This window comes from Herbidospora mongoliensis (assembly GCF_001570545.1).
Lineage (GTDB): Bacteria > Actinomycetota > Actinomycetes > Streptosporangiales > Streptosporangiaceae > Herbidospora > Herbidospora mongoliensis.
Map to the genome: position 1 here is coordinate 31,923 of NZ_BBXD01000014.1, position 21,366 is coordinate 53,288.

Annotated in this window: 20 protein-coding genes; 3 read left to right on the top strand and 17 right to left on the bottom strand. The window is 69.8% G+C overall.

Annotation, left to right across the window (positions count from 1 at the left end):
* Positions 1 to 83: 83 nt before the first annotated feature.
* The 9 genes from AW272_RS19225 to AW272_RS19265 form a co-directional block, all read right to left on the bottom strand.
* The gene (locus AW272_RS19225; protein WP_066366953.1) at positions 84 to 677 is read right to left on the bottom strand and encodes a response regulator transcription factor; all 594 of its coding nucleotides are present in this window, start codon (positions 675 to 677) and stop codon (positions 84 to 86) included.
* Entirely contained in the window at positions 674 to 1,741 is a 1,068-nt protein-coding gene (locus AW272_RS19230; protein ID WP_083958471.1) for a sensor histidine kinase, read from the bottom strand. Before AW272_RS19230 ends, AW272_RS19225 begins: the two co-directional genes overlap by 4 nt.
* Complete coding sequence (locus AW272_RS19235) at positions 1,732 to 2,439, bottom strand: ABC transporter permease (RefSeq protein ID WP_066366954.1); 708 nt, start codon at positions 2,437 to 2,439, stop codon at positions 1,732 to 1,734. The genes AW272_RS19230 and AW272_RS19235 overlap by 10 nt, the downstream gene beginning before the upstream one ends.
* Positions 2,439 to 3,281, bottom strand: coding sequence for an ABC transporter ATP-binding protein (locus AW272_RS19240; RefSeq protein WP_066366956.1), 843 nt, complete (start codon positions 3,279 to 3,281; stop codon positions 2,439 to 2,441). The genes AW272_RS19235 and AW272_RS19240 overlap by 1 nt, the downstream gene beginning before the upstream one ends.
* Before the next feature lie 142 nt (positions 3,282 to 3,423).
* On the bottom strand, positions 3,424 to 5,106 hold the full coding sequence (locus tag AW272_RS19245) for a CATRA conflict system CASPASE/TPR repeat-associated protein (RefSeq protein WP_066366958.1): 1,683 nt from the start codon (positions 5,104 to 5,106) through the stop codon (positions 3,424 to 3,426).
* Positions 5,103 to 5,423 carry a CATRA system-associated protein gene (locus AW272_RS19250; protein ID WP_066366960.1) on the bottom strand — a complete coding sequence of 107 codons (321 nt, stop codon included), beginning with the start codon at positions 5,421 to 5,423 and terminating at the stop codon, positions 5,103 to 5,105. Before AW272_RS19250 ends, AW272_RS19245 begins: the two co-directional genes overlap by 4 nt.
* Before the next feature lie 430 nt (positions 5,424 to 5,853).
* Positions 5,854 to 6,237, bottom strand: coding sequence for a ubiquitin-conjugating enzyme family protein (locus tag AW272_RS19255; protein WP_066366974.1), 384 nt, complete (start codon positions 6,235 to 6,237; stop codon positions 5,854 to 5,856).
* Between the two features lie 485 nt (positions 6,238 to 6,722).
* Entirely contained in the window at positions 6,723 to 7,283 is a 561-nt protein-coding gene (locus AW272_RS19260; RefSeq protein WP_066366976.1) for a CHAT domain-containing protein, read from the bottom strand.
* An 831-nt stretch (positions 7,284 to 8,114) separates the two neighbouring features.
* The gene (locus AW272_RS19265; protein WP_066366980.1) at positions 8,115 to 8,651 is read right to left on the bottom strand and encodes an RICIN domain-containing protein; all 537 of its coding nucleotides are present in this window, start codon (positions 8,649 to 8,651) and stop codon (positions 8,115 to 8,117) included.
* Between the two features lie 266 nt (positions 8,652 to 8,917).
* Between AW272_RS19265 and AW272_RS19270 the strand changes: the two genes are divergently transcribed.
* Both AW272_RS19270 and AW272_RS19275 read left to right on the top strand, forming a co-directional pair.
* Positions 8,918 to 9,853 carry an ArsR/SmtB family transcription factor gene (locus AW272_RS19270; RefSeq protein ID WP_169807573.1) on the top strand — a complete coding sequence of 312 codons (936 nt, stop codon included), beginning with the start codon at positions 8,918 to 8,920 and terminating at the stop codon, positions 9,851 to 9,853.
* A gap of 110 nt (positions 9,854 to 9,963) precedes the next feature.
* Positions 9,964 to 10,488, top strand: coding sequence for a hypothetical protein (locus AW272_RS19275; protein ID WP_066366987.1), 525 nt, complete (start codon positions 9,964 to 9,966; stop codon positions 10,486 to 10,488).
* Positions 10,489 to 10,692: 204 nt separating this feature from the next.
* Here the strand turns inward: AW272_RS19275 and AW272_RS19280 are convergent, their stop codons facing one another.
* The 7 genes from AW272_RS19280 to AW272_RS19305 all read right to left on the bottom strand — a co-directional run bounded on the left by AW272_RS19280 (position 10,693) and on the right by AW272_RS19305 (position 16,090).
* Positions 10,693 to 11,046 (bottom strand): hypothetical protein, encoded by a 354-nt coding sequence (locus tag AW272_RS19280; protein ID WP_157518652.1) that lies wholly within the window; start codon positions 11,044 to 11,046, stop codon positions 10,693 to 10,695.
* A 361-nt stretch (positions 11,047 to 11,407) separates the two neighbouring features.
* The gene (locus AW272_RS19285) at positions 11,408 to 11,758 is read right to left on the bottom strand and encodes a hypothetical protein (RefSeq protein ID WP_066366992.1); all 351 of its coding nucleotides are present in this window, start codon (positions 11,756 to 11,758) and stop codon (positions 11,408 to 11,410) included.
* A gap of 139 nt (positions 11,759 to 11,897) precedes the next feature.
* Complete coding sequence (locus AW272_RS45620; RefSeq protein WP_275527302.1) at positions 11,898 to 12,032, bottom strand: hypothetical protein; 135 nt, start codon at positions 12,030 to 12,032, stop codon at positions 11,898 to 11,900.
* 184 nt (positions 12,033 to 12,216) lie between these two features.
* Positions 12,217 to 12,570 carry an STAS domain-containing protein gene (locus tag AW272_RS19290; protein ID WP_083958472.1) on the bottom strand — a complete coding sequence of 118 codons (354 nt, stop codon included), beginning with the start codon at positions 12,568 to 12,570 and terminating at the stop codon, positions 12,217 to 12,219.
* Between the two features lie 110 nt (positions 12,571 to 12,680).
* Positions 12,681 to 13,676, bottom strand: coding sequence for a DNA topoisomerase IB (locus tag AW272_RS19295; protein WP_066367004.1), 996 nt, complete (start codon positions 13,674 to 13,676; stop codon positions 12,681 to 12,683).
* A 136-nt stretch (positions 13,677 to 13,812) separates the two neighbouring features.
* Positions 13,813 to 14,286 (bottom strand): hypothetical protein, encoded by a 474-nt coding sequence (locus AW272_RS19300; protein WP_066367006.1) that lies wholly within the window; start codon positions 14,284 to 14,286, stop codon positions 13,813 to 13,815.
* A gap of 193 nt (positions 14,287 to 14,479) precedes the next feature.
* Positions 14,480 to 16,090 carry a helix-turn-helix domain-containing protein gene (locus AW272_RS19305; protein WP_066367008.1) on the bottom strand — a complete coding sequence of 537 codons (1,611 nt, stop codon included), beginning with the start codon at positions 16,088 to 16,090 and terminating at the stop codon, positions 14,480 to 14,482.
* A 109-nt stretch (positions 16,091 to 16,199) separates the two neighbouring features.
* On the opposite strand from AW272_RS19305, the gene AW272_RS19310 reads away from it, so the two are divergent.
* On the top strand, positions 16,200 to 20,378 hold the full coding sequence (locus AW272_RS19310; RefSeq protein WP_157518653.1) for an NACHT and WD repeat domain-containing protein: 4,179 nt from the start codon (positions 16,200 to 16,202) through the stop codon (positions 20,376 to 20,378).
* Positions 20,379 to 20,382: 4 nt separating this feature from the next.
* Here AW272_RS19310 and AW272_RS19315 read toward each other — a convergent pair whose 3' ends face one another.
* Complete coding sequence (locus AW272_RS19315; protein ID WP_066367013.1) at positions 20,383 to 21,360, bottom strand: methyltransferase; 978 nt, start codon at positions 21,358 to 21,360, stop codon at positions 20,383 to 20,385.
* Positions 21,361 to 21,366 lie beyond the last annotated feature (6 nt).

The window sequence follows — 21,366 nt, forward strand, 5'->3', positions numbered from 1 at the left end:
CCCCGCCCGAGCGGTGGGAGCGCCGGGCGGGAGCCATTCAGAGCATGGGGCAGGCCGGTATATCCCCGGTATAGCCGCAGGTCTCAGAGCCAGCCGCGCGACCGCGCGACACTGACCGCCTCGGCCCGGTTGCGCGCCCCCGTCTTCCCGATCGCCGACGACAGGTAGTTCCGCACCGTCCCCTCGGTCAGGAACAGCGCGCGGGCGATGTCGGACACGCTCGCCCCGCCGTCGGCGGCGCGCAGCACATCACCTTCCCGTACGGTCAGCGGACTCGCCCCCACCGCCAGCGCGGTCACCGCGAGCTTCGGATCGACGACGCGTTCCCCCGCCATCACCCGCCGGACGGCGGCGGCGAGTTCGGCGGCCGGCGCGTCCTTCACCACGAACCCGGCCACTCCCGCGTCGAGGGCCCGCCGCAGGTAGCCGGGCCGCCCGAACGTCGTCACGATGATGACCCGCACCCCGGTCAGCCGCTCGGCCACCTCCAGCCCGGACAGCCCCGGCATCTCGATGTCCAGCAGCACCACATCGGGCCGATGCGCGGCCACCGCGGGCCCGACCTCGTCACCCCGGGCCACCTCGGACACCACCTCGATGTCCGGTTCGAGCCCGAGCAACGCGGCCAGGCCACCCCTCACCAGGTCCTGGTCGTCGGCGATGAGCACCCGGATCACGGCACCTCCACCCGCAGCCGGTAGCCGCCGTCCGGCAGGCCGCCCGCAGAAAGCGTGCCGCCGGACGCCTCGACCCGCTCGGCCAAACCGGCGAGCCCGCTGCCCGACCCCACGGTGACCGGGGCCCGGCCGTCGTCGCGGACCTCCAGGGACACCCCCCCAGGACCGAGGGTCAAGGTGACCCAGCATTCTCTGGCCTGGCTGTGCCGGAGCACGTTGGTCGCCGCCTCTCGTACAGCCCAGGCGAGTAGTGACTCAGAGCCGGACGGAACCGGTTCCGCGCCCGAGACGTGGAGCCGGATCCCGGCGAGATCGAGCGCGGCACGGGCGTTGCGCAGCTCCTCGGGCAATGAGACCGCGCGGTATCCGGCCACGGCGTCCCGCACGTCGTCGAGGGCCTGGCGGGCCGTGCGCTCGACCCCGCCCATCTCGTCGGCGGCCCGTCCGGGGTCGGTCGCGGTCAGCCGGGCGGCGAGCTGGCTGCGGATGGTGATCGAGGTCAGCGTGTGGCCGAGAATGTCGTGCAGGTCCCGGGCGAACCGCAGCCGCTCGTTCTCCACCGCGAGCCGCTCGCTCTCCTCCCTGGCCTGGCTGAGCTGGGTGATCAGCCCCCGCATGTGGGTGAGCGCGTTTACGGCCGCCGCCTGTACGGCCATCGCCACCGGCACCCACCACACGAACCCCTCGCCGTGGACGAGCAGCACCCCGACATTCACAGCCATGGTCACGACCAGCCCGGCCGCCAGAAAGGACGACGACCCCAGCACGGAGATCACGAACAGCCAGGAGGTGTACGCCCAGGGCGCCCCCAGCAGCGGATAGAGCGCCGCCACCGCCGCCAGCAGCCCACCGACGCTCCACCGGTCGGCCACGTCGACGCCGAAGGCCCGCCACATGATCCGTCCCCAGCAGACGGCGAACACACCGACGAGCACCACGATGCCGACGATCTGCCACCAGGGAGGCCGCTCACGGAACGCCTCCCACAGCGGCCAGACCAGCACGAGCAGCCAGCCGAGCGAGGTCAGCCGCGCGAGCATCAGCACCCGGTGGTTCACCTCCACATGGCCCTCCGATATCGCCACACCCCGAGCAGGACGAACAGCGCCGTCCACCCGGCCAGCACCAGCGCCGACGTCCCGGTCGGCGGCAGCCCGTCGAGCGCCCGCCACCCCAGCGACCCCGACTGGTAGGCCGGACTGTACTCGGCCACCACCCGGAACCAACCGGGCATCCGGGAGACCGGCAGCCACAGCCCGCCGAGCACCGCCAGCAGGAAGAAGACGACCATCGTGGCGATGTTCGCCGACTGGCCCTTGAGCGCGTAACCGAACGCCACCCCGAGCGCCGCGAACGGCACCACCCCGACCCAGATGAGCAGCGGCAACACCAGCCACGTGCCCACGGGCAACCGCACCCCGCCCAGCAGCGCCCCGGCCGCCAGCACGATCACCACGCTCGGCAGCACGGCCAGCATCCCCGCGACCACCTTGGACACGATGTAGCCGTGAGCGGGCAGCGGTGTGACCGCGAGCTGCCGCAGCCACCCGCTCGCCCGCTCCATCGCGATCGCCCCGCCGATGAACAACGCACCCCCCATCGCCCCGTACGTCGCCATCGACACCATGGAGACCGGTCCGGACGCCAGATCGAGCACCTTCGTCCACAACAGGTAGAGCAGGACCGGGAACCCGGCCAGGAAGACCAGGTTGACCGGGCTGGACATCCCGCGCCGCACCTCGAAGAGCAGGAAAGACCGCATCACGCCCCCTTGCCGGTCAGACTGACGAACGCGCTCTCCAGATCGACCCCGGCCGTCCGCACGTTCCGCACCTCGTCGAAGGCGGCGAACATCGCGCGGAGCGTGGCGTCGGAGTCACCGGTGCGCAGAGTGGCCGTGGACCCGTCGACCACGACGTCCTGAACACCCGGCAGAGCCCGCAACCCGGGGACGTCCATGACGTCGAGAGTGACCCGCACCTCGGTCCCTCCCACCAGCGCCTTGATCTCCTCGACCGGCCCGTCGGCGACGACCCGGCCCCCCGACAGCAGCACCACCCGATCGGCGTGGTCGTCGGCCTCGGCAAGATAGTGGGTGGCGAACACGACGGTCCGATCCCGCACCTGCCGCCACAGCGCCCGCTGGGCGTCGACGTCGAGACCGACGGTAGGTTCGTCGAGGATCAGCAGCTCCGGGTCACCCGCGATCGCGAGCGCGAACCGCACGAGCTGCCGCTGCCCGCCCGAGAGCGCCATCACCCGACGTTCGGCCAGGTCACCGAGGTCGAGCAGCGCGTTCCCGGGATACATCCCGGCGACGGCCGCGACCAGGTCGCCCACCTTCACGTCCTCGGGCAACCCCGCGTCCTGGAGCAGCACCCCCACCCGACCGGCCGTCATCGCCTCCCGGGGCGGCCGCCCGAGCAGCCGGGCGGTGCCGGAACCGGGGGAGAGCAGGCCGAGCGCGATCGACAGGAGCGTGGTCTTGCCCGCGCCGTTGGGTCCGAGCAGCGCGACCTTCTCACCCTTGCGGACCTTCAGGCTCACGCCGTCGAGCGCGGTGATGTCTCCGTACTTCTTGGTTAGATCAGTGAGTTCCAACATGGGACCAGCGTCGCCGGGAGGGGTGTGGCGCTGTAGTGCCGCGAAACAGCCTGAACCGGATGACGAATGTCATAGCGAGCCGTGTGGGTCCGGGGTTCGGTTCACCGGGACATCGCCGTTTCTGGATCTTGCTGACGCGGGGTCATTCACGTGGAGCCGCCTCGTCGGGCTTCGGAAGCGGGATCGGTTCGCGCCGCAGGGCCGTCAGGGCGGCGAAGTCGCCTGCCGTACGCCAGCCTTCGGAACCGAGGTCGACCGGGCAGCCCGCGAGGCGCAGGCGGAGGGCGACCTTCTCCCGGAAGCCCGGCTCGCCGGAGACCCTGATGAAGTTGCGGCCGCCGAGATCGCTGACGGGCCGCTGGTCGCCGACGACGAGCAGCAGGGTCCGTTCCGGGTGGACGACCAGCGCCATGCCCAGTTCGAGCAGGACGTTGGGCCGGGCCTGGAGGGACGGCCGGTTCTCGTGGCTTTCCGGGCGGAGATCGGGGTGGAGCTGGACGACGTCGTCGGGCGTCATGATCACCACGACGGCCCGGGCGAGCGGCAGGGATCGGGCGATCACCTCGCCGAGATAGGGCGTGGCCTGGCCGGTCATCGCGACCAGGTCCTCCCACTCCAGCGGGCGCAGGCCGAGGGCCCGCAGCAGGGCGAAGACGGCCACTCGGGCGGGCTCGTCCCGGCCGTGGACGACGAACACGTTCTGCGCGGTGCCGGACTCCGGGCCGGGCGTGCTCTCGCGCGGCGCGGATCGGCTGCCGGCGTTGGTCAGGTGCTCGGCCTGGTCGGCGGCGATGCCGAGCGCGGCGAGTTCGTCGGTCAGTCGTTCCAGCAGGGATCGGGCCAGACCGGTGTCGTCGGCGAACGGACCGCCGGGGACGAGCACCTTCGTCAGGTCGAAGGCCCGGCCGAGATTGTCCGTCGCGATCTCGACGGTCTGCCGTAAGGCCCGCAGGTCGGTGTGCAGGAGCAGCGCGTCGAGCCGGCGCAGCCGCAGCATCTCGGCCTCGGCCTGCGCGTCCGGGCCGAGCTGCCGTAGTTTGCCGCCCAGCGCGTCCAGCGAAGACCGTAACCCGGTGGACTGACTGTCGCGCCGCCAGACGCGAAGCTGGTAGCGGAGTTTCGCCGCGTGCAGGAGATAGCGGGCCAGCGGCGGTATCGCCGGGTCGCCACGCGACCATGCCCAGGCGCTCGCCACCGGATCCGCTTCGGGGCCGACCGCGAGCAGGAACCGGCGGCTGGGGCGGTCGTCGGCTTCGGCGCCGCACTCCCAGAACGCCAGGTCGGGCGCGGGCGAGACACCACGCCACCAGCCGTCACCGGTCCTGACCGGCGGGGGTAGCAGACCGCTGAGCCGTTCGTAGAGCGGGGTGGCCGCGGCGGCGAGGTCGGGTTCGTCCTCGATCCTGGTCTGATAGATCTGCGCCTCGCCGAGCAGGTGGGGCGTGTGCTCGGCGGTGAGCGAATCCCACTGCCGGCCGAACAACCGCCACCACGGCCAGCCGCCGCCGTCCGGCGCCCTCGCCTCCGGCGGGGCGAGCGCGACGGACAGATTGAGCACGTCGTGGTGTCGGCGCAGGACGGCCTGGCAGTCCGCGCCGGGACGTTCCTGCGCGGCGATCGTGACCTCGCCGTCCTCGGGCAGGCCGTCCAGTGACGCGGGCAGGAGGTCCGGAAGCCAGAGGCCCGGTACGGGCTGGGTCATGCCGAACAGCAGCCGGCAGCCGCGCCAGATCTCGCTGAGCGCCCGGTAGGAGGCCCGCGCGCCGGGTCCTTCGGTGAAGCCGTACAGATGGACGACGAACTGCTGATCCAGCACGACCGTCACTCGTCCTCCTGCGGGTGGGCGCTGCTCAGTCTGTGGACGAGGATGTTGAGGCGATCTCGCACGGGTGGGGGCGGTGGTTCGCTCGGTGTCGCACCGAGCCGGGTCATCCGTACCGGCCCGACGAGTTCGAGCTGGACGGTGGTGGCGTCGAGACCATCGAGGTCGCCGGCCGCCACGGCCACGTCCGCGACCTCCAGAAGCTCCGCGACGATCTCCCAGCGCGCCGGGGTCAGCTCCCAGTCCGGGATCTGCCGCAGGATGGCCAGCGCCTGGTTCCGTACCTTCTGCCGATCGATCATGACGCTGACCGCTTTCATCCAATGTCCGTACGAAGGTGGCGACAGCGGCGACACGCAGCGGATCGAAGTCGATGCCCACCGGGTACCTGATCCGCTTTCCCCTGGGGTTGTCCTGCCGGGACTCGCGGCCGACGGGTTCGACCCGGACGCGGGTGAAGACATCCCCGTGCCCTTCCCAGACGTTCCGATAGAAGACGGGCTCGCCCTCGGCGGCCGCCGGCCGCAGCAGAATCTTCGGTGTGCGCGGCGACAGCCAGACTGCCGCGCCGTCGGCGGTGAGCTGCGCCGACCCCAGAACTTTCACGTGGATACGCGTCACACGGGCCCCTGGGTGCGTCGTGCTCACGCCTCGGTTCCCCCGAGAGGCGACGGTCACCAGGCTAGCCGCGCGGCATGTCGTCCGCACGCCGCTCCGTCGTGTGAACGGTCTTACTGTCACCACCCTCACTCACTTCCGGGTTCCTGCTGGAAGACCTCGAACTTGTTGAGCCACAGGGCCGACTTGGCCACGGCGAAGGCGGTCGAGACGCATGATGCAGAGGTTTCCCGCCTGGTAGATGTGCGGGCAGGCCGAATCCCAGCCGACCGGGTAAACGGACGGGATCTCATGCGGGTGGTACTGCGGCAGCACGATGCTGAGCGGGCAGGTCCCCTGCTCGTTGGTTCGCAACGTGCCGTTGATCCGGAGGGAGCCGTCCGGGGCTTGGGCGAAGCCGAACTGCGGAAAATGCTCCCGCAACCTTTGCTGCTCCAGGTGCAGCCGGCGTGACCAGTTCAGCTCGGCGATGAGAAGACCGGCCGGCACCACGAAGTCGTTGTCACGGCGGGCCATTCCTAGAAGTCGTCCGCCTTCCATTCGACGCGGCGGAGATCGTGCCGTCCGCGGCTATCACTATGGGCTGGTCCTCGGTTTGCCTGTTCAGGATCGCGGCATTGCTTCCCCCTGGTTATTGATGAGTTCGGTCAGTATCACACGGGAAATCTGGAGCGAACAAGAATTACCGCGCTTCCAAAACGCTTCTCAAGTGGTTCCAGAGTGATACCGCGAGGGAATTATCCGGCTTTATCGAATACGCTTCCCTCATCGAATATCCTGCGCCTTCGCGGCCGCGCGCAAAAAGCTGCCCGGTCGTTCACCGATGCGCTCCGAGGCTGCGATCCGGGTCCGCTACGCGACGAGTGCTGGTCGATGCTCGGCCGCCCCGCCCGCGAGGTGCTCCTGGGCAGTGCGGGCCGCCCAATCGAGTGGTGGGCCGCCGTCGACGGCTCGGGCCGGCTGGGCCCGACGCCGAGACGGCGCACCGGGACCTGCGCTGCCTACGCGCGAGGGTCCTGCGGCATGTCGGCATGGAGTGACTTCCGGTCGGCGCCGAGCGCTACGAAGGCGGCCCAGAACGGGCGGTCCGGCACCCGCGCCGTTTTGGACTTCTCCCGGGCGACGGCCTTGGCCGCGTGCAGTGCCGACGGCACGTCCGCACCGGCTCTGAGGTGCTCGTAGAAGTCGACCATCAGGCGCTTCGCGGCCGCGTCGGGCACCGGCCACAGGCTGGCCACGACCCAGCGGGCCCCTGCGGAGAAGATCGCCTCCGCCTCGATGAACCGCCCCTGAGTGCGCAGGAAGTGCCCGAAGCTGGTGAGACAGGCGTGGAATTCCGGGCGGTCGGACCCGGACCTGGCGAGCGAAATCTCCGCCTGTCGGTACCGCTGTTCGGCACCGACTGGATCGGCACCGGTCTCGGTGAGCAGCATGGCTCCGCTCAGCAGGCTCTGCCCGGCCAGAATATCGAGGAATCGCCGCTGACTCGGCATGATCATGATCTTCCGCAGGTTACGGAACCGCGATGCCGCCTCGTCGTAATTAGCCAATGCCTCAGCCATGTATCCATCCCGCTATAAAACATCTCCCTGTTCGTAGAGGTTTGTCGCCTGCTTCAGCCGGGAGTCCGCTGTGATCATGTTTTCTATTGTCGCATCGCTTACAGCGAAATTCGATATTCCGCCGGGATCCGTTCGTCGGCCGCACCGACTTTGCCGGAGAGTTGACAGAAGCGACAGGTGGACTGTCCCTTGCCCGGGAGCGCTCTCTACGCGGCCAAGAATAAGTCGCGGACTATCCGGATGGCCCTGGTTTTAATTCGCTCCTCCCCGCCGACCCGTCGGGAGGGAACTCTTCCTGCGAAGACCGCTGCGCGCCCTGTCGGTGCTCGCGCACAGGAAACCCTCGACCAGTTCCCTATGTGCGCGCGGATGGCCCCGGCCTCGTCGAAGCCAGGGCCACTTGTACGTACACCCCGGGCGTGAGGTGCCACCTCCCGCATCGAACGGCGGGCGAACCACCAACTCAGGGGCGTAGCGGATGGGCGTGTCGCGCTGGGCCGGGTCGGACAGGTCCTCGACCTCGTAGCCGAGGATGCGATAACCGGTCACGTCGCCAAGGCGGAAGTTCGCCGAGAATTCGGTGACCAGTGGCCGGTCTTGCCGACCTCAGCCCGACCTGGTCGAGGCTGGCTCTGCACTCCCCAGCGATTCCAGGGTTCCGCCACCACGACGGCAGATCGGCGCTTCGTGGCGCACTGGTGGCTGGTGACAACGACACCCAGGACGTTTCAGTGCTGTCAGGCCGAGTCGGTTCGGGAGATGAACCCTCGGAGGGGCGCGGCCGGTTGCGGCGCATCGAAGACGCTCATGTCTGCCCAGACTCAGTGGAGCTCAGTACCACATCTGGTAGTCGCCCCGGTTCTGCGGGGAAAGGTACACCGAACCCGCCCAGTTGCTGTCGAGGTTCTGGACCGACTGGCGTTGGGTGATGTGACCGGCGACGCCCAGCTGCCATTTCTGGTAGTCGCCGCCGTTGCAGCTGAGCGTGTAGACGCTGCCGGTGGCTGCGGTGCCGTCGAGACACTCCTGGCTGTGCCAGTTCATCAGGGGCCTGTAACCCTCCCCGCCGACCCACGTCCAGGTCTGGGTGGGGCCGTAGTGGCACAGACTCGTGAAGACGTGCCCGTTATTGCCCTGCTCCAGGCATCGGTTCGTGGCCTTGTTCCTGACGTAGCCGGCCGCCTGGGCTCCGATGGTCGCCGACTCCATGGTGAAGCCGGACTCGGCCAGTGTCGCCTGGGCGGCGGGTGCCACGGTGATCGGCGCGGTGACCGCGGCACTCGCCGGGGTGGGCACCAGCCCGGTGCCGACGGCCGCGGTGGCCATGACGGCCATGCTCATCAGCGTGGTGTGGATTCGGTTGCGCATGCTCAGGTGAACCTTTCTTTCGGCGGGACGGCATGAGGTCGAGCCGTCCCTTCTGTGGAAGATCGGCCCGCTCACTGTCGCAGGAAGAAATCACGCACTGTGAGGCTTGTAAGTCCTGGCTTAACCGTGCCGCTCAGGGCATTTCTTGACCGCTTGGCGGCATGCTGTGACGGCGATGCCGACGCATACATGGGGGTCGGATGCACAGGATTCACTTCACGGCCGAGGACCTGGGGCGGGTGCGGGTCGCGCCGACGTTGGGTCCCATGGCCGAGACCCTGTTCAGCCTGACCACGCTGCGCGGGCGCGCGGAGGAGGTGACGTTCGGTGCGTGGCGGCGTCGGGTGCGTGGTCGCCTTGACGCGCGGTTCGCGGTCCTGACCGCTGTCGCGCCCCCGCGAATGCCGTGCTTCGACCTGGCTCGCCTCGCCGGGACGGGGCGCGATCTGGCCGAGAGCGCCGAAACCTTCCTGGCCAGCCCTCGGCAGGCCGTCCAGTCAGAGCTGGACTTCTACGCCGGCCACCATGGCCGGGTGCCGACCGCGCTCGCCGGGCTCGCCGACACCCTCGCCGTCAGACGGGAGGTACTGTCCACGCTGCGGGCCTACCACCATGCCGCTGTCGGTTCACACTGGGGCCGCATCCGGGCGCACCTCGACGCTGAGCGCGGCCGGCGCGGCACGATCCTGCTCGACCACGGTATCGACGGTCTGCTGTCCCAACTGCACCCGAACATCCGGTGGGCGCCGCCTACCCTCCACATCAATGCCGGCGGACACCGCAACGACGACTTCACCCTCGAGGGGCGGGGACTGCTGCTGGTGTCGTCGTTTTTCCTGCGAGCCCCGGTGGTGATGTATGACCCGGGCGATCTCGCCGACTGCATTCTGATCTATCCGGCCGCACTCAGCGTCGACCACGCCGCGGGCATCTGGACGGCCGGCACATCGACGCGGGCGCTGGCCAACCTCCTCGGGCGCACGCGCGCATCGGTGCTCACCGCCATCGCCGACGGCGTGACCACCACCGGCGCCCTGGCCCGCAGCCTGGACATCTCCTCGGCGGCCATCAGCCAGCACACCGCCGTCCTGCGCGAGGCCAGCCTGATCACCACACGCCGGCACCACGGCAGCGTCCTGCACCACCCCACTCAGACCGGTCTGACCCTCCTGGACCGGCATGACGCGGACCCGACTACGTGACGCCGGCCGAATACCGGCGAGCGACGTAACCCGCAGCACCCGCCGCCCGGGGGATTGCGGACCCAAGCGGAGGACGCTACTTGCCGTGTGGCACAGCGCATCATAGGAACATGAAGGTGAGGGCGCATCCGATTGTGCGTGGCGCTCTGGCCCTTTCTGGCCTCCTGCTAATCGTGCTCGGCCTGCTCTGGTCGAGCGTGGTCCTGGGAGCAGAGGGCAGCGGCTTGCGGCTGGAGCATCTGGTCAGGGCTTCGCCGGTCGAGTTGGGTACGGTGGCGGTCGTCTCGGTGCCCTTGTTGGTGGTCGGTGTCGTGCGCGTGGCACGGGCGGCCCTGTTCGGTGTCAACTGCACCGGCACAGAGGTCAGGGTGCACAAGGTGATGTGGACTCGTCGAGTCCCGATCGGGCGGATCACCGAGATTCGCCGTACCTGGACGGGCAAGTTCGATCTTCGGTGGGAGAGTGCGGAGGGGTGGCCACGCCGGACTCGGGTTCCCGCGTTCTCTCTCCCCCTCACCACTGGCTGGCTTGTCCGGCAGTGGCTGGAGCCGTACAACGACCAATGCGTTGCCGCGCTGCGAGAGTGGATCGAGCAGGAGCGCTCAATTGGCAGCGGGGCTGACCCTCACCCGTAGAGCGGGTGGCAGAGGTGGTTGTGCGTCGCGTAAGCGGCATCGACGGGCGGGAGAGCCGGTAACATTTTCCGCCTGGCCGTGACGGTTCACAGTGTGGAGCTCACGTCGGACGAGGCGCGGTCGCGCGGTCAGCGTCGGAGTCGACTTTCGGTTGCGACGTCGAGTTCGCCTGCGAGATGAGCATCCGGGTGGCGGTGGTGCCGGTCAGTTGGCGGCGGCGGCCTCCCGCTGCGGCAGGTGAACGGCGTAGCAGACGACCAGGCGCGTTCGATCCGGTGTCAGGAAGAGCTGCATGTGATAGCGGTAGCCGGGGCTCCACACCTGAGCCGGCACGACTTCCGGCAAGCTGCATGCCTCGAGGTCGGCGATGGCGTCGGTGAAGCCGACGGGGGCGGCTTTCGACCCGTAGTCGATTCCGTGAAAGGTGGACAGAAGGTCGTCGACCTTGGCGGCGGTGTCGAACACCTCGTAGCTGCCGCCGCCGGACAGGAGCGCACCGCACAGCATGTCCACATCGCGATCACGCAGGAGTTGGCTGAGATTCTCACGAGTCGTCACATGTCATCCTCTCTCGGGGCGACACGCGTGGGGCATCAGATCGTGAACCAGTCGATCCCGCCTGCCTGAACTGTGGTCACCTGCCCCACTACCCGGGGACCTACGCCACCCTCTCCACGGTCGCCGCCTAGCCTGCTGCTGCCGCACGAGACCATCTGGATCGCCCCGGCCACCGCGGTGATCATGGTGCACGCCACTGGCTACCAGACCCTGACCAGCGGGCTGCTCCGGGTCGCCGCCCGGGTCATCCTGGCAGGCAACATGGGCCACTTCCTGACGCCTACCCCTGGAAACGCGAAAGCCCGCACCCGGCGACCGGTGGGACCCTGTGACCGGACGTCGGATGCGGGCTGCTTCGGGGCTACGGCCGCTGGTTGTAGCCGGTGTAGTAGTTGCCGACCTGCTCGCGGTAGGTCGGGTCCTTGTATGTGTCCTCGTCGAACTCGGGTGCGTTCTTGATCTCTTCCTTCGTGCGGGACAGGAAGACCTTGCGCTCCTGCGGGTCGACCTCGGTGATCGTGCTCGCGGGCATGACGACCTTCTTGCCGAAGATCCAGAAGCCGGTGTCGACGACGATGTAGGCATCGCCGACGGCGTCACTCTGCTCGTCCACGGATCCGATCTTGCCGTCGGTCGCTTCGACGTCGAACCCGATCAGGCTGACCCCGGCACCGGAAACGACGCCCTCGTTGTAGCTCCACGGCTCAGACATGGACAACCCCTTTGGTTCTTGGTGGAACCCTCTAGTGCCCGTGACGGGGGAGGCAAACGTCGTCAGCCGGACAGGGCAGCCGCAAAGCGAGGGCTTCCGGGTGATGCACACCCCTGTCGCTGCGATGGATGCGGTGGAATCAGCCTCTAGCGTTCCTCAGTAGTTCGCTCAACGTCATGAGGGCGTCGCGTGGTTCGGTGAGCCGGATCGGGTCGTCGTGGTCGCCGATCTGGTCCCAGGAGACGTACCGGCTGCCGTGGTCGAGCTGTCGCACGTACTTGCCAGCCGAAATACTGGCTGATCGAATATCCCGACGACAGCTCGGTCTCCAGGGTGGCGCCGAAGGCACCGAAGATGACCAGGGCCAGTACCCCCCAGCAGCACCGCGAGCTGACCCCACGCGGCCGGCAACACCAGACCCTCGTCGTTCAAGGGCGCTGCCGCGGCCACACGAACGCTCAGCCGGCGTAACTCTCGGCGGCGACCGCGTTGATCGCGTTCTCCACGTTTCCGTAGGAGGGAAGCCGTCCCAGCATCCCCATCACCGTCATCAGATGCTCGACGTGTTCGCTCATGCCCGCGATGGCCATCCGGCCCGGACGGACGGACTTCGACACGAACGTGGCGATCAGCAGCCGGATCCCCGCGCTGTCCACGAACGTGACCCGCGACAGGTCCAGGACGAGCCCGGGTGTCTGGCGGGTGCCCGTGCCGACGATGCGCTCACGCAGCGCGCCCACGGTCATGGTGTCGAGTTCCCCGGACACGGCCACGACGGCCACTGTCCCTCTTCGGTATGACGCGATCTCCATGTCGATCCCCCTGTCCGTGGCCCGGTGCTTCGTGGGTCGGTCGGGTGCATGTCGGTATCGTCAACAATTGTGGCTGCTTCTCTGGCCAGGATCAACGACGCTTTCCGGCTTCATCGCGTGCGTTTGAGCAAGGCTATGACCGCGCGTTCGGCCGCGCCGTGCGTGGCGGGGCCGTCGCCGTCGCCCAGGTCGGTGAGAGCGCGCTCGATGGTCTTTCCGCGCTCGTAGGCGGTGATCACCCGGGGGTCGACATAGGAGGCGCGGGCCACGGCCGGGGTGTTGCCGAGGTGCTCGGCGACCTCTTTCATGACCCTCGTGATCGCCTTGCGGCGGCCGGTTCGGGTGCGCAGCCGCTGGGAGACGGCCAGGCCGACGGCGGCGTACACGGTGGCGTGCCAGGTCCGGAAGTCCTTCGCGGTGACCTCGGTGCCGAAGCGGTCGCGCAGGTAGGCGTTGATGTCGTCGCTCTTGACGTCGACCCAGCCGCCGTCCTGCTCGTAGCCGAGCAGCTCGCCGTCGTCGTGGTGCTTGCGCAGGGCGGTGACGACCTTGCAGACGTCCGGGTCGGTGATCTCGATCTCCCTCGGTACGCCGCCCTTGGCCGGATAGGAGCAGGTCACCCGGCCTTTGGCGCACGTGACGTGCTCCATGCGCAGAGTGGCCAGGCCGAACGACTCGTAGGCCTCGCCGCCGACGCGGAACAGGCCGATGTCCAGCATGCGCGCCGCGGCCGCCAGCACCCGATCCCTGGTCAGGCCCTTCTCACCCAGGTCGGCCTCGACCTTCTTGCGGAACTCGGGCAGGCGTTCGGCGAGCTTGCCGACCCGGTCGAACTTGGCCCGGTCCTGCTCCTCGCGCCAGACGTCGTGGTAGCGGTACTGGCGGCGGCCCGCGGCGTCGGTGCCCACGGCCTGGATGTGGCCGCCGGAATCACGGCAGATCCACACCTCCCGCCAGGCCGGGGGGAGCACCAGCGCCCGGATCCTGCGCAGGGTGCGCCGGTCCTTCACCGGGCGGCCGTCGGCATAGGCGTAGGAGAAGGAACGCCCTCTCCGGCGGCGGGTGATGCCGGGTTCGGCGGGGTCACTGGGACGCAGTTCGGTCATGTCAGCAACGGGACGATTGGCGCTCGGCCGGCGGAGTCTGGTGGGTTTCCTCAGGCATCTCCGCCTTGTTCCCATCGAGTCGATCGCCTAACGAGTGATCATGTGGCCGAGGCACCTCGGCCACATGACCCGGCTCCTAGTAGACGACGTAGCAGTTGACGCCGTCCGACTCGCGGTAGCACTTGGCCGTCTCAGCGCCGTTGATCTTGGTGTAGACGTTGGCGTTCACCCAGCGCCACGATCCGTGGTGGCTCAGCCAGTAGCCCTCGTACTGGATGGTGAACGCGTCGGTGTCGGCCCAGATGTTCCAGCTGTACGTGTGCCCGTTCATGCTGCGCGTGTCGCAGTTGCCCCCGGGGTTGACCGGGTTCCAGTTGTTGCCCCCGCCCCAGTTCCAGATGTTGCAGTTCGACCCCCGGCCGACGTTGTTGGCGCTGATGTTCGCGGCGACGACGACGTTCTGGATGCTGTCGTAGCGGATGACGAGGCCGCAGCACTCGACCGCGGCGGAGGCGCTCGCCGCGGTCGGGGCCTGGAACCCGACAGCCGACGCGGCCAGCGCGAGGGAGAGGGCGAGGTAGCGGACTAAGCCGCGCTTTCCTGATCTCACGTGTGGTCCTTAATCGAGGTGTGGAGTACGACGATCAGGCCGGGAGCCGACCGGTCGGCTCCCGTCCCCCGTGACGTGAGTCAGAGTGGCAGGCGCCGCCATCACCGACAACGTCCAGGAACCCTCCTGGGAAGGTGGGACGGAAACCGGCCTCTCACCTGCGCGAACCCGGAGAAGTGGGACGTCCTGCCACCTAGGGCCGGGACTCGATGAGGATCGGTTCCTCGGTGATCGTGATCGGATCTCCTGGGTGGACGGCCTCGGTGGTGCCGTCCAGCCGGCGTATCGCGCGGACGTGGGGGCCGGCCGTGGTCTCGGCCGTTCCGGCGATCGTCCAGCGGATCGTCGCCTCGTGGCGGTCGCCGGGCGTGGCGACGGTGATCTCGCACTGCCAGACGTTCTCCGGCAGGTCGATGGCCGTCCCGTGGCCGCATGACCGGCTGCTCGCATGGACCAGCCATCGCTGCAGTTGCTCCACCGCCAGGGCGGCGCGGGTGGGGACTCCTCCCACCGCCTGCAGGACGATGGGGATCTTGGTGCCGCCCCAGTTGTAGAAATACATGCGTTCGAGATTGAAATTGCGCGCGTACAAACCGGTGAGAAAGAAGCGCACGGCGTAGTTCCGCGCTCTGGTCTCGTCCAGCGATCCCTGCAGCGGAATCGAATACGTGGTGCCGGTATTCCAGACCCGTGGATGGATGCCGGCCTCGTGGAAGGCCCGGTCGGCGGCGGTGACGAGTTCCAGCATGGTTTCCGGCGGGTCGGACGGGGTGCGTTGGTGGAGCTTGATCCCCGCGGCGTCGCAGTGGCCGTATCCGCCGAGCGTGGTGAACCGATGAAGCGCCTGACGGCCTTCCGCCGTCCACAACCGTCCCATGCCGGGGCATACCAGGGTCGCTTCGGGGTCCGCCGCCCGGATGATGCGACTGGCCCGGCGCGTCATCTCCACGAGGCTTTCCATGCTGCCCGCGTAGAAACGCGGGTCGTTGCCCAGTACCCACAGCTCATAGGCCTGGATGCGCCCTCGGTAGCGTGTCACGACGGCGCGCACGAAGGTGTCCCAGTCGGTCAGGTCGTCCGGCGGCGCCGCTCGCGAGCCGTCCGGGTAGGGGCCCACCGGGCCGGTGGGGCTGGCCCACGCGGGGGTGCCGCCCGCGACGAACAGCACGGGGAGCCCGGCCTTCTCCGCACCGTCGACGTGCCGGTCGAGCGCCGACCAGTCGAACGCGCCCCGTTCCGGCTGGATCTCCGACCAGCGGGTGCCGCCGTCCCACAGGCGCACCCCGCCGACCCGGAACGCCGGCATGGCCCCGGTCGCGGTGTTGAGGGTGACACCGAAGAGTGTGCGCGGCACCGGCGTCTCGGGCAGGGTCCACGAAGGTCCGTTCACCCATTGGGGCGTCTGCGGGGGAGATTGTCGTACGGGTGCCGCGCTCGCCGTCAGGACAGACACGCACAGGATCGCCAGTGTCTTGCCGAGGTACCCGGATCGCCCGGAGACCACAGGGTTCGCCGACGGCTCCGGAGCCTGGTCGGTGGGTAAGGACTCCTCGCGGGCCGGCGGGGTGCTCGCACGTTTCCAGCGCCGGTACAGGTCGTCCAGTTCGGCCTTGTCCGCACCGCACGCCTTGGCGATGCGCTCCACCGTTCCGTAGTCGTCCGGCACGATCTCGCCGCGGCAGTAGCGGTGCACCGTGGATCGGCTCATGCCGGTGCGGCGTCCCAAGGCCTCGTAACTGCGGCCGCTGCGCCGCTTCAGCTCGGAAAGCAAATCGGCCAGACCCTCCGCCGCTGCTCCTCCCACCGCTCACCTCACTTGATCCGGAATGGTGGGCCTTTCGAATATGCCATCAGATCAGTGCGAAAGGTGATATTTCTGCGACAGCGGAAACACAGGCGTTCAGGTGACCTGGATGGCGGTCGATATCGAGCAGGGGCGCGGCGATCAGCCTCGCGAGATGCGGGCACGGGTCGCGGCGGCCGTCGTCCGGCAGGCCGGTGGCGGAGCGTTGCGGCTGACGCCGCCCCTGCTGCTCGCCACCCTCTGCGCCAGTGCGCTGACCCCCCTGGCCATGGGCGAGCCGGACGTCGCCATAGCCCAGGTGATCGCCGGGGTGGGGGTGAACATCCTCAGCCAGGTGATCAACGAATCGATCGCCGCGCTGCGCCTGCGGACGAAGAAGCCCGAACCGCAGGACGCCGAGCGCGAATTGTCCGAGCGGATCGCCGGGATGCTCGACACGGGCAACGCCCAGGCCAGGCGGTTGCGGATCGAGATCGCCGGGGTGCTCCGCGAGATCGACGCGGCCGGGCTCACCCTGGAGGCGATGGTCAAGAGCGGGAACCGGGCGCTGCAGGCGCAGATCGCCGGGGCGTTCACCGACCTGAGCGCCGAGTTCACCGAGTTCGGCTTCCTGCTCAGCGGCATCGAGGACGCCGCCGACCGGATCCAGCGGGAGCTGCAACGCCAGGCGGCGGAACGCCGCTACGACCGCGATCTGGCCCGTCAGCAGTCTGACCAGCTCGTCCTCATCCGCGACGAACTGGCCCGGCTGCGGCAGGCGCGCCACCACGACCCCGAGGCGGTGCGGTGGGTGAGCGGGAGCCCGTACCGAGGGCTGTCGCCGTTCGAGGCCGACCACGAACCGATCTTCTACGGACGCGAGCAGCTCACCGCCCGCCTGGTGGGCAAGGTGGGCGAGCGGCTCACTGGGCCGGGGCTGGTGATGGTGACCGGCGCGTCGGGCGCGGGCAAGTCCTCGCTCGTGCGGGCCGGGCTGCTGCCCGCGCTGAGCCGGGGGCGGCTGGCGGCGGCCGGGTCGCGGACGTGGCCGCGCCTGCTGTTCACCCCGACCGGGACTCCGCTGGACGAGTTCGCCGTCCACCTGGCCGCCGCAGGGAAGCTGAACCCCGTCACCACCGGGAACGCGCTGGCCGAAGAGCCTGGCCGGGCGGATCTGCTCGTGCGGCAGTGCCTCCTGGCCACCCAGGGCGGCCCCGAACGCCTCGTGATCATCGTGGACCAGTTCGAGGAGATCTTCACCCTCGCCGGCGCCGGGCAGCGGGAGGCGTTCGTCACGGCGCTGTCCTCGATCGTCGCGACGCCGACGGGCCTGGTCGTCGTGGTCATGCGCGGTGACTTCACCGAGCGGTGCGCCGACCATCCGGTGCTCGCGGAAGCGCTGATGGACGGGCAGTTCGTCGTCGGCCGGACCACCAGATCCGAACTGCGGCGCGTCATCACCGGCCCGGCCGCGGCGGCCGGTCTGACCCTGGAGCCGGGCCTGACCGAGACCATCCTGGACGAGCTCGGCCCTGCCGCCCACGAGGCGGGAGCGCTGCCCCTGCTGTCCCAGGCGATGCTGATGACCTGGGAGAACAGGGACGGCGACCAGCTCACCATCCGGGGCTACGGACGCGGCGGCGGAGTCGAGCTCGCCGTCCGGACCAGCGCGGAGGCGGTGTTCGAGGGTCTCACCCCGGAGCGGCAGGCGCTGGCGCAGCGGCTCTTCCACCGGATGACGCTGGTGTCCCACGACGGTCACCTCGCCCGGCGGCGGCTGAGCCGGGCCGAACTGTACGACCAGGCCGACCCCGCCGACGTTGACGCCGTTCTGGACGCGTTCGCGGCCAGACGCCTGATCGTGCTCACCGAGACGGGCGCCGAGATCAGCCATGACTGCCTGCTGCACGCCTGGCCCCGGCTGCGCGACCTGCTCCGGGAAGACCAGGCCGTCCACGCCCTGCACGGCCAGCTCACCGACGTCGCCGCCGTCTGGGACGGCCACGGCAGGGACGCCTCCTTCCTCTACCTGGGCATCCGGCTGGCATCCTTATGCGCGGCCCGTGACGTCTGGGCGGCTCAGCCCGACCGCTTCCCCCCTGTCACCGAGACGGCCCGGGAATTCCTCGACGCGTGCGAGCGGGCCGCCGCACGGGCCGAGAGATCCGTCGTCCGCCGCAGATGGCTGACCCGTCTCGTCGTCGCGGGGATGACCGTGCTGGCGCTCGCCGCCGTGACCGGAGCGGTCGCCGCCGTCAGGTCCGCGGGCGACGCCGAGACCGGGCGGCTGGCGGCCCTGTCCCGGCAGCTGGCGGCGCAGAGCCTCGCCCTGGCCGTCATCGACCCGGTCACCTCGGCCCGGCTGGCCTACACGGCCTTCAACCGGGCCGACACCGCCGAGGCCCGCCACGCGGTGCTCAACGCGCTGGCCTCGCCGCTCCGGGGCATACTCACCGGCCACACCGACGCCGTGAAGACGGTGGCGGTCAGTGCCGACGGCGCGCTCGTGGCGACGGCGGGGGAGGACGGCACCGCCCGATTGTGGGACGCCGTCACCCACAGGCAGATCGGCGCGCCTCTCACGGGAAACGCGTCAGGAGTGGCCCTCTCCGACGGCGGCGCCCTGCTGGCCACCACCGGCGTCGACACCGTCGGGCTCTGGGACATCGCGACGCACCGGCAGGTCGGCGCTCTGCGAAGCGAGGACGTCGATCTCTCCGGCCAGGTCGTGTTCGGCCCCGACGCCGCGACGGTGGTCACCGCTGGAACCGATGGCACCGCCCAGCGGTGGGACGTCGTCACCCGGCAGCCGATCGGCCGGCCCGTCGGCCGTAGCCGGGCCGATGCGCAGACAGCCTTGAGCCGTGACGGCAGGCTGCTCGCGGTGGCGGGAGCCGGCGGTCCCGCCGTTCTGTGGGACGTCACCACCGGGAAGCGCGCCGGGGACCCTCTCCTCGGGGACACGGGGAACGTGCGGGCCCTGGCGTTCAGCCCCGACGGCGGCCTGGTGTGCGCCATCGGCACCGACGGCACGATCGTGCTCTGGGACGTACACACCCAGAAGCAGCTCGGTGACCTGGTCTCCACCTCTCTGGGGGCCCTTTTCGCGGTCGCGTTCAGCCCTGACGGCGCCACGTTCGCCGTCACCGGCGGCGACACCGTGGAACTCTGGGACACCGCGACGCGCAGGCGGATCGGCGCGCCCCTGGTCAGCGGCGTCGGCCCGGTGGAAGCCATGGCCTTCGACCCTGCGGGAACGACGCTGATCACCGCCGGGGGCAAGGGGGCCGTCCGCCTCTGGGACGTCGGCGTCCACCGGCAGACGGGCGCCCCGCTCCGCGGACACGAAGGTCCCCTCCTCTCGCTGGCCTTCGACGGCGATCGAGGCGTGCTGGCCACGGGCGGAGCCGACGGGACGGTGAGACTGTGGGACGTCGCCACCCGCGAGCAGATCGACGCTCCGTTCGAGGGCCACACCGGTGCCGTCTACGCGATGGCGTTCAGCCCTGAAGGCACGCTCCTGTCCACGGCCGGGTCAGCGGGAGAGATCCAGTCGTGGGAGGTCCGCACCCGGCGGCAGACCGGCGCCGTCCTCCGCACCGGATACGTCGCGTCGTCGGTGCGGTTCAGCCTCGACGGCACACTCGTGGCCACGATCGGGTCAGAAGGCGATGCCCGCGTATGGGATCTCCCCGCCCGCAAGCGGATCGGCGCCCCTGTCAGCGCTCCGGAGGTCATCGAGACCGCGGCGTTCAGCCCCGACACGACCAGGCTGGTCACCGCCGAATCCGACGGCACGGTACGGCTGTGGGACGCCGTCACCCGCGAGCAGATCGGCCCGCCTCTCCTCGGCCATGACCGCAGGGTCTCCTGGGTGGAGTTCAGCCCCGACGGGACGAAGCTGGCCACCGCCGGGTTCGACGGCACGACCCGTCTCTGGGAGGTCGCCACCGGCAGGCAGCGCGGCACCCCTCTCGCCGGCACCGGGAGGATCGCCTCGGCGCAATTCAGCCCGGACGGCACGAGACTGGCCACCGCCGGGTTCGACGGCACCGCCCGGCTGTGGGACGTCGCCACCGGCGCGCAGATCGGTGCGCCCCTCGTCGGCCACACCGACACCGTCCAGATGGTGGCGTTCAACCGCGAGGGGACGGTGCTGGCGACCGTGGGCAACGACGCCACCGCCCGGCTGTGGGACGTCGCCCAGCCCTCCGACCCCGCCGCGATCTGCGCCGTCGTCGGCACCTCCCTCAGCGAGGAGGAGTGGGCCCGGTACCTGCCGGGCGAGGACTACCGGCGCCTCTGCTGACCGCTCAGGACACGGGTGCGGGCAGGAGTTCGACGATCTGCCGCCGACCGGTGGAGACGACCGTCCCGGGGGTCAGCCCCGCACCCCGGGCCAGGTCGACGAGCTGTTCGACGGTGCGTTCCCGGCCGAGGCAGTAGGCGAGCATGCGCAGGTCCATCTCCGTGTTGACCGCGCCCCTGCCCGTCTCCTCGATGACGATCACCCGGCCGGCCCGGGCGCAGTTGGCCAGGATGCGCGCCGCGTCCGCGTCGCCCCAGTCGTGGATCACCCGGGACAGGATGTAGCCGCCCGCCCCACCCGGGAGCGGATCGAAGAAACTCCCGGTCAGCACGCGCCCCCGATCGGCGAGCCCGGCCTTTCTCAACGCCTCGGCCGCGGCGGCGGCCGGGGCCGGAAGGTCGATCACCGTTCCGCGCAGCCCCGGATGCGCCCGCAGCAGCCCGATCAGCAGGGTCCCGTCGCCACCGCCCACGTCGACGACCTCGCCGAGCGCCGCCCAGTCGTAGGCCGCCGCGACCTCGCCGACCTCCTGGGCGCCCATCGACCGGTCGAACGACTCGGCCACTTCGGGGTTGGCGGCGAGGTCGTCCCAGAAGCCGTGGCCGAACCGCTGCGGGAAGGCCGCCTCGCCGGTGCGGACCGTGTGCAGCAGCTCCACCGCGCACAGGTCGGCGCGCCCGATGGCGCCGGTCAGGTCGATCTGGGACCGGACGCGCTCGGGATGGTCGTCGCGCAGCCACTGTCCGTCGTCGGTCAGCGCGTAGGAACCGTTCTCGTCTGCGAGGAATCCGGCGGTGACGAGGTGGTCGAGGACACGTACGAGAGGATCTTCCGCCACCCCGAGCCGGGCCGCCAGATCGGGACCCGCCATCACCCCGGCGGCGATGAGGTCGGCGACCCGCAGTGTCGCCGCGACCCGCAGTGCCATCGGGGTGTAGAGGTCGGCGGCGCGCCACAGCGCGCCGCCCCAGGTCTCCGCCATGTCGGT